Origin of the sequence: Parabacteroides gordonii MS-1 = DSM 23371 (genome assembly GCF_000969825.1) — a bacterium.
GTDB lineage: Bacteria > Bacteroidota > Bacteroidia > Bacteroidales > Tannerellaceae > Parabacteroides > Parabacteroides gordonii.
In genome coordinates this window covers 519,175-532,742 of sequence record NZ_KQ033919.1, presented here as the reverse complement: position 1 = coordinate 532,742, position 13,568 = coordinate 519,175, and the positions used below count along the sequence as shown (strand labels likewise).

Annotated in this window: 8 protein-coding genes; 3 read left to right on the top strand and 5 right to left on the bottom strand. The window is 49.5% G+C overall.

Annotation, left to right across the window (positions count from 1 at the left end):
* Positions 1-15: 15 nt before the first annotated feature.
* Complete coding sequence (locus HMPREF1536_RS02155) at positions 16-789, top strand: prephenate dehydrogenase (protein WP_028730494.1); 774 nt, start codon at positions 16-18, stop codon at positions 787-789.
* Between the two features lie 9 nt (positions 790-798).
* Here the strand turns inward: HMPREF1536_RS02155 and HMPREF1536_RS02150 are convergent, their stop codons facing one another.
* The 5 genes from HMPREF1536_RS02150 to HMPREF1536_RS02130 all read right to left on the bottom strand — a co-directional run bounded on the left by HMPREF1536_RS02150 (position 799) and on the right by HMPREF1536_RS02130 (position 11,961).
* Positions 799-2,418, bottom strand: a complete 1,620-nt coding sequence (locus HMPREF1536_RS02150) for a SusD/RagB family nutrient-binding outer membrane lipoprotein (RefSeq protein ID WP_028730493.1) — start codon at positions 2,416-2,418, stop codon at positions 799-801.
* 15 nt (positions 2,419-2,433) lie between these two features.
* Positions 2,434-5,757 (bottom strand): SusC/RagA family TonB-linked outer membrane protein, encoded by a 3,324-nt coding sequence (locus HMPREF1536_RS02145; RefSeq protein WP_028730492.1) that lies wholly within the window; start codon positions 5,755-5,757, stop codon positions 2,434-2,436.
* Positions 5,758-5,942: 185 nt separating this feature from the next.
* Complete coding sequence (locus HMPREF1536_RS02140; RefSeq protein WP_028730491.1) at positions 5,943-7,625, bottom strand: SusD/RagB family nutrient-binding outer membrane lipoprotein; 1,683 nt, start codon at positions 7,623-7,625, stop codon at positions 5,943-5,945.
* A gap of 27 nt (positions 7,626-7,652) precedes the next feature.
* A complete protein-coding gene (locus HMPREF1536_RS02135) occupies positions 7,653-10,757 on the bottom strand; it encodes a SusC/RagA family TonB-linked outer membrane protein (RefSeq protein ID WP_028730490.1) in 3,105 nt (1,034 codons plus the stop codon).
* Between the two features lie 175 nt (positions 10,758-10,932).
* Positions 10,933-11,961, bottom strand: coding sequence for a FecR family protein (locus HMPREF1536_RS02130; RefSeq protein WP_028730489.1), 1,029 nt, complete (start codon positions 11,959-11,961; stop codon positions 10,933-10,935).
* A gap of 145 nt (positions 11,962-12,106) precedes the next feature.
* On the opposite strand from HMPREF1536_RS02130, the gene gpmA reads away from it, so the two are divergent.
* Both gpmA and HMPREF1536_RS02120 read left to right on the top strand, forming a co-directional pair.
* Entirely contained in the window at positions 12,107-12,859 is a 753-nt protein-coding gene (gene gpmA / locus HMPREF1536_RS02125) for a 2,3-diphosphoglycerate-dependent phosphoglycerate mutase (RefSeq protein ID WP_028730488.1), read from the top strand.
* Between the two features lie 107 nt (positions 12,860-12,966).
* Positions 12,967-13,527: an RNA polymerase sigma-70 factor gene (locus tag HMPREF1536_RS02120; protein ID WP_087880928.1), complete on the top strand. Its 561-nt coding sequence runs from the start codon at positions 12,967-12,969 to the stop codon at positions 13,525-13,527.
* Positions 13,528-13,568 lie beyond the last annotated feature (41 nt).

The window sequence follows — 13,568 nt, the reverse complement described above, 5'->3', positions numbered from 1 at the left end:
AAAAAGAATAAGACAATGAAAATATTAATATTAGGTGCCGGAAAGATGGGTTCTTTCTTCACCGACCTGCTGAGTTTTGACCATGAAGTGGCTGTATTGGAAAACGATCCGAAGCGGATGCGTTTCATTTACAATGCCCTTCGCCTGCAGAAACCGGAAGAGGTTGCAGGGTTTGCCCCCGAACTTGTTATCAATTGCGTAACATTGAATTACACGATTGAAGCATTCAAGGCAGTTTTGCCTTACCTGCAGCCGTACTGTATCATTTCAGACATAGCATCCGTAAAGACCCATCTGAAAGAGTTTTACGAAACCTGTGGTTTCCCGTATGTTTCCACTCACCCGATGTTCGGCCCGACATTCGCCAATCTGGGTAGCTTGGAAAAAGAGAATACGATCATCATATCGGAAGGGGATCACCTGGGAAAGATATTCTTCAAAGATATCTATTCCGCCCTGCGTCTGAATATCCGCGAATATACATTTGAGGAACATGACAAGGTGGTTGCCTATTCTTTAGGTATTCCGTTCGCTTCAACAATGGTATTTGCTGCCATCATGAAGCATCAGGATGCTCCGGGTACGACATTCAAACGCCATATGAAGATTGCCCGCGGTTTGCTGTCTGAAGATGATTATCTATTGACGGAAATACTCTTCAACCCGCGTACCCCGAAACAGATTTCCCGCATACAGGAAGAATTGAATATCCTGCAGGAAATTATCAAAGACAAGGATTCGGAAGCGATGAAAGGGTATCTGACCAAGATCCGCAAGAATATTGAATAAGAAATAACATCAGAAATTCCTTCCCGTATCCCACCACAACCGGGTACCGCAATTATCGGGGCCTCCGAGGGCTTCGACCAGAGCGTTGTACTGCTCCGGGTTGGCGGTCTTGATACCGACGAAGAAATTGAAACGACGAGGGCCCAGGGCGGTATCGACCGTTCCCTGGCTATCGTTCACCAGGACGGGAAAGAGACGCGGATAGCCCGTACGACGCTGTTCGGCCCAGGCTTCGCAGCCTTCGGGATAACAGGCGATCCATTTCTGGGTGATGATCTTTTCGAGTTTCACTTCGGGGGAAGCCGTTTCGTCCCAGGCCGGAGTAACCCGGCTCACGGGCTGCACGTCGAAGGCAGCACTGAAAGCATCCTTATACGCAACCGGCGTACGGGTATTCTGAAGATACGGCACGACATCGCCTGCACTCCACTGCGCAAAGGAAGCCCGGATGCCATTCTCGTAGCACCACTGCACGTTCTCCGTCGACCATTTCCGCAGGGCAGCCTCGGCACGGAGAAACCAAACCTCAGCAGCAGTCATCAGCACGGCATTGGTCGACTGGGTAATCGTCGTTTTTGAATGCCCGCTATAATTCTTATGGTTGAACCCCGTTCCCTGGCGAATACCCTTATAGGTACCGTCCACCGGAAAGAGCTCAATACCTTTACCACCGACGGCCCTGGAGAAATATCTCGGCAGGCGGGGATCCTGATACCCCGTCAGATACGACTCCATATTGGCATTCATGATCGCTTCGCCCCAAGCTACGTTGATCTCTCCCAGCGGATTATAGTAGCCGCTGCCGTTGGCCGAGACGGCAACGATATCGTCGTCCTCCTCCAACAATCCTCCCGCGTCGGACAGAGCTTTACGGGCTTCGGAAGCGGCCAGCTGCGGGTCGGCCATCGCAATACGGACAGCCAGGCGGAGACGCAGGGAATTGGCAAAACGGATCCACTCGGCATAAGTACGTTTCCCCACAGGCATAAGGATATCGAACTTGGCAAAGTTCTCCACTTCCGGATGTTCAGCCATATACTGGCGGATCATTTCGATACCGGTATCAAGATCTTTGAAGAAAGCGCGGTAAGCCTTCGGCTGGGTATCGGGCTTCGATCCGGTCTTCGACCCGAAGTCCGTGTAGATAATGGGCCCATACAAATCCGAAACACGGTGCATGCTTTCCACTTTCAGGATGCATGCTATTCCGAAAAAGGAGGCATACTTTTTTTCGGTCAGTTCCTGCGCCTTCAACACTTCGGGTAGGATGAAACCGTAGGTGTTTTCCCAAAAGGAACCGTTCCAACCGTCCTGCATGTTGTAGATGGTGTTGCCCCGTCCCTCGATGAAGGGGTTGAAATCGTGGAAATAGCCCGCGAACATGTCCGCACCGAGGTTCTGCATTACCTGGAACGTCCAGTTCTTTCCCCCACCCCAGTCGTAATTGAAATAGATTCCCTGCTGGACAACTTTCAACGGAAGGCCGTATTTATTGAATTCCTGTTCCTTCAGCCCATCCGGAAAGCCGGTATCGTCTGTATTATACGACTCGAAACTGCCCGTACAGGAAGCCATGCCCAGCAGACAGGGCAGCAGGGCAAAGGCGATATATCTTGTGCACTTTTTCATCTTCATCTGTCACCGTTAGAAAGTAAGTTTAACATTCAGTCCCAAGCTGCGGGTGGTCGGCATACCGAACACATCCACGCCCTGGTTATCATTCTTCGTAGAAAGCACCGCATCGGGGTCGAACGGTGCCGATTTATGCAGGAAGAACAGGTTGCGGCCAACGAACGAGAGCTGCACTCCGCGCAAAAGCTTCGACTTTTCCATCAGCTTCTCCGGGAACGTATAGCCCAGCGAAAGCTCGCGCAGGCGGATGTTCGTGGCGCTATACATATAGTATTCGGAACAACCGTTACGGCCACTCACGATGGTATAGAACTTCGACGGGTCGAGGTGGGTACCTTCGAGATCGACATAGCCAGCGTTACGCGCCTCGCCCGACTCCCAGCTGACGCCTTTCTGATCCATATCGGCCTGTGTTTGCGACAGCACATCACCACCGAAACGTCCATCGATCAGAAAATAGAGGTTGAAGCCCTTATAGCTAAGCGAATTGCCCCATCCGAGCATAAAGTCGGGGTTGCTGTTGCCCACCTTCTCTGTGTTGCCCGAGCCGATCACCACGGGTACCTGGTCGCCATCCACATCCTTGGTGTAGACGATCCGGCCGTTCGCGTCGCGCTTGAAAGCCTTTCCGTAGATGTCGCCCATCGAGCCGCCTTCGACCAGGCGCATGGAGTAAGAGGACGAGAAGCCCTCGTCACCATAAATAAAGGTTTTCAGGTCGGGATGAAGCGCGATCACCTTGTTGCGGTTGGTCGAAAAGTTGAGTAAGGTTTTCCACTGGAAATCGTTTGTCAGCACCGGCGTGACGCCCAGGCTGGCTTCTATGCCCTGGTTCTGGATATTCCCGGCGTTGACATAGTAGTACTTATAGGTCGCACCGGCGGACGAAGGCAGGGTGAAGAGTTGGTTCTTCGTGTTGGTTTTATAATAGGTAAAGTCGAAATCGACCCGGTAATTGAAGAATTTCCATTCCGTACCGACCTCCCAGGAAGTACTCATTTCGGGCTTCAGCTCGTCGAAAGGTGCTCCGGTATTTGTCTGGATCGCCCCCCCGGCTATGATCTGGTCGTTGCTTCCGGCGATGGGGTTACTGAGGAACAGGGGTAGGTCGTTGCCCACCTTACTCCACGAACTCCGCAACTTGCCGTAGTTGACCCATTCCGGCATCGCAAGCGAATTGTTGAGTACCCACGAGAGCCCCACCGAAGGGTAGAAGAAACTTTTGTAGCGGGTGTAGGCCAACGTTGACGACCAGTCGTTGCGGGCGGTCAGGTCGATGTACAGGCTTTCCTTCCAGCCTAGCTGCGCGGTGGCGAAAACCGACTGGATAACGCGCTTTTCATTGATCTGTTGGTTGATATAGGCGGCGGTCGACATGATGATGTTAGCCACCGTGAAAAGGTTTGGGTAGTAGAGCGAAGCCGTTTTCGAGTCGAGCCTCAACGAATTGACTATCCGGCTGTTGATGCTTCCCCCGAGGGCTCCCGTCAGGGTGATGTCGTCCCATTTCTTATTCACCATCGCCATCACGTCGCCATAGTAAAGGTTTTCCGTATAATTGAGGTTGATGTAACGCCCGTTCGCTCCCGCCAGGGCCGGAGCGGTAGAGGCATACATTTTCTGTTCGAATGTATCGTGTGCGTAGTCGGCCGTACCGCGAGCCTGTAAATTCAGCCAGTCCGTAATCTTCAGGAATGCCGTGAGGGAAGCGATGACGCGGGTACGTTTGTCGTCGCTCTTGATGCGGTTGGTGAGCCAGTATGGGTTCTGCTCCATGTCGAGCTCGCCATCGGTGTACCAGTTTTGTTCCATCAGGTTGCGTTGCTCGTTGAAGGTTTCGAAACGGGTACGGTACTCGTTGATGTCTTCGCCCCGCGGGAACCGGTAAAGTCCCACCAGAGGATTCATGTAGTAACCGCCCGAAGCCGGACGATCCTTGATGCCCTGTGTCATCAAATTGACGTTGGCATCGAGTTTGAGGTAGTCGTCGAAGAAGCTGGCGGTTTCGCGAAAGTTGAGGTTATGCTTCTGCATCTTGTTGTGTTCGACGATGCCCCGGGCCGAAGTGTTGGCATAAGAGAAATAACTCTGCATCTTCTCGTTGCCGGTTGTGAACGACAGGGAGTTGATAGCGGTCAGGCCGTTGCGAAAGAAGTCGCCCACGTTGTCGTAACGAGGCAAGGCGGTTTTCGCACCCCAGCTGGTCTTTGTTTCGCGATCCATGCCGTAGTCGTTCTGGAACCGGGGGAGACTCACGGCATGGTCGACCGTCAGGCTCGACGAGAAGGTGACGCGCTGCACATCCTCCTGTCCCTTCCGGGTAGTGATCAAGATCACGCCATTAGCGGCCTGCGATCCATATAAAGCGGCAGCCGATGCACCTTTGAGGATACTTATACTCTCGATATCGTCGGGATTGAGGTTGGAGATACCGTCGCCACCGTCGCGGTTTCCGGCATCCGCCGTGCCACCGATGGCGGATACGGCCTGTTCGTTGCTGCTGTTCAGCATCGGGACGCCGTCAATCACATACAAAGGCTGGTTGTTTCCCGACACAGACCGGTAACCACGGATGATAACTCTTGCCGAGCTACCCAGTCCGAAAGAGGTGCGGTTGATCTGTACACCGGCGGTTTTCCCAGCCAGCGTCTGAATGAAATTCAGGTCTTTCGCCCTCACCAACTCATCACCGGCCACCAATTGGGTAGCGTATGGAAGGGAGGCCTCCTGCTTATGAAGCCCGAGGGCGGTAACGACCACTTCACCCAACTGCTGGGAGTCTTCCGCAAGTTGGATCTGAAGAGTTTTCTCTCCATCATACTGGATTTTCTGCGGAAGATAGCCGATATACGACACCTGGAGAGTAGCCTTGGGCGGCAGATAGAGCGTGAAACGGCCGTCTGGATCGGTCACAGTGCCTTGGCTCGTGCCTTTGATCAGGACGTTGGCACCTATAACCGGCTCACCGCTTTTATCCTTTACGGTGCCTGTTACCCGGCGGGGAGCGTTTTGCTGCATACGGATCACATCTTCGCGGTGGTTCAATATGATTTGTTTGTTAACGACCGTGTAGGCGATATCGGTGTCTTTAAATAAAAGATATAAGAGATCGAACAGGGTTTTACCTTCCCAGTTGTCGCGGACGGGAACAGAAAGGTCAATCACCTGCGCGTCATATATAAAGGAATAAGGGGTTTGTTGCTCGATCATGTCCAATATCTGCGCCAGCGTTTTCCCGGATATATCGGTTTTAAGCACAATCAGGTCGTCCCGGACTACCTGTGCTTTGACCCCGACACACAAAAGCAACCCCAACATTAAGAGGTAAATTTTCATAGTAACGTTATTTATCATGCTTTATAATCAGATCTTATTTCGGGTAAATGTACGCAATTATTACACAAATACAACTTCAGCCCATAAAAAAACTCACCTAAAGGCCCCATCTTCACAGAAAGAGCACTTCAGGTGAGCTTACTATTAATTATGTTGAAATAATTTCAAAACATGTCCAACCGGATTTATTCGGCAGAGGTACAGTAATTTGCATTTTTGTCCCACCATAGGTTGGCTGCAACGTTGTCCTTACCACCCAACATCTGGACACCTCTATTATATTCATCCTTGTTTACCAGACTTTCCTTTACCGGATACTTGATACGTTTGATGAAGTTCTTCGGATCCTTGATATCTTTCGAATAACCTCCGTAAACGGTTTCATCACGGTAGATAGCTACATCCAGGCGCGGCAGGTTCAGGCGGCGTTTGTCGCTCCAACCTTCCCAGGACAAATCGGGAGTACCGGCAATGTATTTCTGAGTGATGATCTTTTCAAGAGCGGTGTTGCCAGCTCCGGCCTGATCGTCATATTTGGCACTTGTTCCGGCCAGGTTCTTTTCCGTAGAGGCCAGGTATGCATCGGCTTCACTACCTACGCCCCATTTTTCGAAGGATGACCTTACACCTTCTTCATATTCGTGCTTGGCATCGCCCGACAGAATACCACGGGCAAACAATTCAGCTTTCAGGAAACATACTTCTTCGTAAAGGAATACGTCGTACGGGCGTGAGTTGTATTTGCCACCGTCTTTCACCAGGTAACCCAGTTCGGCGTAGTTCTTCACCACGTACTCGCCCTTGTTCTGTTCTTCCGAACGGGCACCATACGGCAGACCTTGCCAGTTACCGCCTGTGATAGAAGGCTGGAAGATTTTCGGAGCACGCGGGTCGACCTTAGCCGGATGAACGGAAGATACCGGAATTGCCGGATCACCGTTCAGTGTCGGAGTCGTATTTTCAACGCCGTCAGGCCATGCAACACCACCAATGTTAGTAACCAGTTTCTCAAACGATTTCGACATACTCAACGGGCCGCCCCAGGTGATCTGGAACATCACGTAGTTGTAATCCTGTCCCCATGAGCCGTCAGCCTTCGGAGGCATGTAGGCGTTCTGGCGGGAGCTGCTGATCAGGCCACCGTCGGCATTGATCGCTGCCTGAGCTTGTGCCTTACAAACGTCGGGAGCGACTTCGGAAACGCGGAGAGCCAGACGCAGGCGAAGTGAATTGGCGAAACGCTTCCAGGCCTCATTGTCGCACTGGTACACGATATCGTTGCTCTTATCCGTGAAAATACTCTTTGCACCGGAAGTGAACATCTTCGGAGCTTCGTCGAGTTCGGTGAAATACTCTGTATAGATATCCTCCATCTCACGGTAAGGCGGGTTGGCCTCGGCGTCGTCGGACGGTTTCGGGAAAGGCATCGGGCCGAACAGGTCGGAAGCCATCGAGTGTACATACACACGCCAGATACGTGCAAAGGCAATTGTATTTGCATAACTATCGGCATCTTCACGGGCCGAAAGGTCGCGGATCACAATATTCAGGGAAGCGAGCTGTTTGAGGTATTGTTCCCAGATAACCAGGTTCCACCCATCGTTCTGAACATAGTTGGCTGTCGACCAACCGCCTCCATCGACCAGCATCTGAGAATACAGGTCAACCTGCAAGGCTTTTAAACGCTGTTCAACATCACCGTCTATGATTTTACCTCCACGGACGGTACCGAGCAGACGCGGCTCGTTCATATTATAATCGACATCGTTGGACGGCTTGTTTGGGTTCTCGTTCAACCCCGTCAGATCACAACTGGACACGCCCAGTAAAAGAAGTGAACAAGCAGCTAATATCTTAACATTTTTCATAACAATTCTTTTTTAGATTAGTAGATTTTAGAAAGCCACATTCAGGTTGAAACCTAAGCTACGCATCGTCGGCATAGAACCGTATTCGATACCTTGTGCATTACCTGAAGTATAAGCTGCTTCCGGATCGAACCCTTTGGTCTTACTGTAGATCATAAACAGGTTGCGGGCAACGAAGCTAAGCTTTAATGCTGTGAACGGAGTCTTTGAAAGCATTGACTTCGGCACGCTGTAACCCAGGCTCAGCTCGCGCAGGCGGATATTGGTTGCATCATACATCCAGGCTTCCGTAATACCGGAGATACCGTTCCAATACTTTTCAGCACTTACATTCTGTGTATTCTTGGAACCGTCGGCCAGTACACCCGGAACAACGATACCGTCTTCACGTCCGTCGAGTGTCATTTCTAACGAACCATTGGTTGAACCCTGACGGATAGATCCCATGTATACATCACCACCCTTACGCATATCGATTAAGAAGTTCAAAGAGAAGTTCTTGTAAGAGAAAGAGTTGTTCCATCCCAACATCCAGTCCGGCTGGTTGTTACCCAGTTTCACCATATCTTCTGAACGCAAGGGCACACCGTCGGCACCGACCATTATGTTACCATTATCGTCACGCTCGTAAGCATATCCGTAGATATCGCCAAAAGCACCCCCTTCGTGAGCCACGATTTTCAGGAAGGTAACGGAAGGGTCACTTAAAATCTGCTCTTTCGTATCGCTGGTCAGTGAAACGACCTTATTCTTATTTTTTGACCAGTTCAGCTGAGTGTCCCAGGTAAAGCCTGTTTCAGTAATCACCGGAGTAGCGTTAAGAGCGATCTCGACACCGCTATTCTCTATATTACCAGCGTTGATCATTTTCTTCTTAAAGCCGGTTGCGGAAGGAACATCGATCTTAAGGATCTGATCTTTTGAGTTTTTCTTGTAGTAAGCCAGGTCGACACCTACGCGGTTGTTGAAACCTTTCAGTTCAAGACCCAATTCCCAGGAGTTGATCGTTTCGTTCTTCAGGTTAGGATTAGCCATCCAATCTTCGTTGTTCGCGCTGAAGATACCACCCTTGATATCATAACCGATCTTATAATAGTCGCGCAACATATATGCGTCGGTATCGTTACCTACCTGTGCCCAGGAAGCACGCAGTTTACCGAAAGTAAGGAAACCTGTGCTACCACCCATCTTATTGATCATCTGGGTAAAGATCCAGCTTGCACCCACTGACGGATAGAAATAAGAAGCATTGTCTTTAGGTAAGGTAGACGACCAGTCGTTACGGGCTGTCAAATCCAGATACAGGTAATCGTCCCATGACATAGAAGCCGTTGCATAGACAGAATTGATCTGTTTGCGTGTCTTTTCATACTCGCCGCCATGTGTCTTACCGTTGGCGATAGCATGGAAATCGGGAATGATAAATTCGCCGGAGTTCTCGGTATAAAGAGCGGTAGAGCGATACATGATATTGCCACCTACTGTACCCACGATACCGAAACGATCCCAGTTACCTTTGGCAGTCAACAGGAAGTCGGAGTTGATCTCGTTGAATTTTTCGGATTTGGCCTGCATACTACCGTTTGTTTCCCAGTACGGTGTACCTGTACCACGAACCCATTCATACTGAACGGTATAGTTATCCATACCTGAACGCAGTTTCAAGCTCAACCAATCTGTAAATGTGAAATCCAAAGCTGCGAAACCAATCAAACGGTCTTTCTTATCATTGTTAGTCATACGGTAGGCAGACCAGAAGGGGCTCTCCGCATTTGTCTTGTGATCCACTACGAAACCGGCAGCACTACCATCGGCACGTTTCCAGTTGTTGGATTCATAACCGGAATAATCAGAGAAGCCCACACTACGCGGCATGCTCAGGTAATTCAGGAAAATGTTGTCGGGGTCGGTAGCCAGCTTGATACGGTTATTGGTATGCTGGTTGATATAGTTTACTTTCACGTCGGCAGATAACCATTTAGCCAATTTAGCGGTAGAACGCAAATTGATAGAGGTGCGGTCGAGGCCGCTGTTAGGAACTACCCCTTTGTTGTCAAGGCGGGTCACACCTGCACGGAAAGTAATATCTTCAGAGCTCTTGCTGATGTCGACACTGTTCGTCCAGGAAGTACCGGTACGCAGGAAGTCTTTATACAAATTGTTGTCGCGTGCAGCATAACCGAATGAACCTAAAGCCATGTCCTTTGTCGATCCGTCCATCTTCGGGCCCCAGCTACCATATACATTATTATCAAAGGCACCGGCTGCACCCTGTCCGTAAACGTTCTGGAAAGTAGGAGTCTGCATCGGGTTCTCAGCAGTAAAGTTCAGGTTGTAGTTTACGCCTACGCCTTTCGACTGCGAACCTTTCTTGGTTGTGATCATCACAACGCCGTTACCGGCACGGCTACCATACAGCGCAGCTGCGGCCGGGCCTTTCAGAACAGACATGCTTTCAATATCGTCGGGCGAAATATCCGACATACCGGAACCCTTGTCCACGTTACCGTTACCGTAGAAGTCGTCGGTACCCCCGCTGAAGTTGTCGATAGGCACACCGTCGACTACAACCAACGGCTGATTGTTACCGGCAATCGAGTTGTTACCACGAATCACGATACGGGTAGAACCGCCTACACCAGTACCGTTCTGTTTGATCTGCAAACCGGCCACTTTACCAGCCAGGGCGTTAGCCACGTTTGCATCGCGAGTCTGGGTAAGCGACTCCCCTTTCAGTTCCTGCATAGAATATCCCAGCGCTTTCTTTTCGCGCTTGATACCCAAAGCGGTAACCACTACCTCGTCTATTTTCTGTGTGTCTTCACTTAATTCTACGTCGATCTTAGTTTTGCCGTTGATGGCAACCGTAATCGTTGCGTATCCTATATAACTGAATTGCAGATCTTTTCCACCATCCACATCAAGTGTATAGTTACCATCCACGTCGGTGATTGTACCGTTAGTAGTACCGGGTACCAAAACGCTTACGCCCGGAAGTCCGAAACCATCATTTGCATCCGTCACTACGCCGGAAACCTGCTGTGCACTCAGGTAACCACATGCTACCAGTGCGATGAAAATACCCAGTAATTTTCTTAATCCTGAGCAATTCTTTAATAAAGAGTATCTCATATCATTCTTATTTAGGGTTACAAAGTATTTATGAATTGGTTTTCATAACTTTGTGTTTTTTTAATGAATTAAACAATAGATATATAAGGCTGTCGTTCAAAACAGCACACGTCGGTTGAAATTCCTAAGTATATTCCATAGGCAATCAGATTATTTAACAATTAATACTAGTTTATTATTTTGATATTTCTATTATCGGGATGTCTTGCGTTTGAGTTGAGTTAACAGGTACTTTGTGGATAGTATATTTGATCCCCGAAGCCAGACGGAGATATTCCATCACCTGGGGTAGTTGTTCATCTTTAAACCTGGCTGTAATGATCGACTTCAGTACCAGGGAGTCTTTCACCTCGAACTTCACATGGTAGTGACGGCTTAATACCTTAAGTACCTGCGACATCGGATGATTGCGGAAGATTAGTTCGCCATCTTTCCAGGCTGTTTCATGTTCCGGATTAACGGTTTCCACTTCAAGCTCTTTCGTTGTTTTGGTGAAGGTTGCCTTTTCGCGGGGCCTTATCCGGCGGGATAGTTCCTGTCCGCCGACAGTCTTTACATGTACGTTGACGGAGCCTTCCACCAGCGTTGTCTCGATCCGGTCGTCGTCGGAATACGCTGCGACGTTGAAAGTTGTTCCGAGCACTTCCACTTCATACTCCTGTCCGGCATGGACGATAAAAGGTTGTGCAGCATTATGCGTTACTTCGAAATAGCCTTGTCCTTCGAGTTCCACCTCGCGGCTACCGGCCACGAAGTCGGACGGATACGTCAACTGGCTGGCCGAGCTCAGCCAAACGCGTGAACCGTCGGGCAGGTTGAACATCGAAACGACGCCCGGATTGGTGCGCACTTCAACCATGCGCACCTCCTTTTTACCTCCCTGCATCCAGAAGAATGCAGCTAAAACTAATAACGGAACAAACAGAACTGCGGCTACCCGCTGTGCTAAACCAATCATCCGGCGAAGGCGAACCTTCTTATCTAACTTATGAACTTGCGCTTTGAAACGGCGTAACGATTGTTCGGGGTCGACCGACTGCATCACGCGTACCCGACTCACCACTTCACGGGTGAAATAAAGCTGCTCCAGCAACTTCTCGTTTTCGGGAGAAGCAGCCAGCCACTCTTCCACGGCTGCCGCGTCATTTGCGGTCAACATTCCGTCGATGTACTGTAATAATATTTCCTCGTTTATCGTTTTCATATTCTTCTGCTTCTAATATTAATACAATTCAGCGAATAAACCTACTAAACAGAAATGCAATTATTTTTAGAAAAAATTCAAAATCTTTTCCGCTTGTTCGGTTGTTATCCTATAAGACAGAGAGTTATCACTAATAAAAAAGTTTATGAAAAAGATTGTTTTACTCCGCCACGGCGAAAGTGCCTGGAACAAGGAGAACCGTTTTACCGGCTGGACCGATGTCGATCTCACCGAAAAAGGAATAGAAGAAGCCCGTAAGGCAGGCGACCTGCTGCGAAAAGAGGGGTTCGTTTTCGACAAAGCCTATACCTCTTATCTGAAACGTGCTGTAAAAACTTTAAATAACGTACTCGACCGGATGGATCAGGACTGGATTCCGGTTGAAAAAAGCTGGCGACTCAACGAAAAGCATTACGGCGACCTGCAGGGGCTCAACAAGAGCGAGACAGCCGAGAAGTATGGCGACGAACAGGTACACATCTGGCGCAGAAGTTACGATGTGGCCCCGCATGCCCTCGGAGAGGACGACCCTCGCAACCCGCGCTTCGAGCTCCGTTATAAGAATGTGCCCGACGATGAGCTGCCGCGCACGGAATCGCTGAAAGATACCGTAGAACGCATCCTGCCCTACTGGAAAGAGGTTATCTTCCCTTCGCTCAAGACGTCCGACCAGATCCTGGTGACCGCCCACGGCAACAGCCTGCGGGGTATCATTAAATATGTACGCGATATAGCCGACGAAGACATCGTGCATCTGAACCTTCCCACCGCAGTGCCTTACGTGCTCGAATTCGACGACGACGGCATCCTGGTAAAAGATTATTTCTTGGGTGACCCCGAAGAAATCAAAAAGCTGATGGAAGCGGTAGCCAACCAGGGAAAGAAAGCAAAGAAATAGTTATTTAATTCAAATTCAAAGCCCGGAAGCATAAAAAAATTCCGGGCTTTGCCTGTTTAATAAGGAAATAATTGCCTATGTTTGTACGAAACAAAAAACTAGCTATTGTGATTACGGAAAATGAACAAACCTTACATCTCTTAAAAACGGGGGACGAACACGCCTTCGACACGATCTACAAGCAATATTACCGGGGGCTGTGCGCCTTCGCTTCCCAATATGTAGCCGAAACTGAGATAGAAGAAATCGTACAGGAAGTAATGATGTGGCTCTGGGAAAACCGTGCTTCGCTGGTTCCCGAACTGTCGCTGAAATCATTGCTCTTTATGATGGTGAAAAACAAATGCCTGAATAACATCACCCACAACCAGATTAAGCAACGGGTGCATGAAAAGCTGTTCGCCAAATTCGAAAACCAGTTTGAAGATCCCGACTTTTACATAGAAAACGAGTTGATCGCCTTGGCAGCCAAGGCGATCCGGGAGCTCCCGGAGGATTATAGAAGAGCGTTCGAAATGAACCGTTTCGACAACCTTACCTATAATGAGATTGCAGAAAGGACGGGGGTTTCGCCCAAAACTGTGGCCTACCGCATCTCACAAGCGCTGAAGATCCTCCGCGTCGAACTCAAAGACTATATGCCGTTGCTCATGGTTTTGCTGAGCTAAATGAAATCAAAACAAATGTACGTTTAAACAAAATATAACCA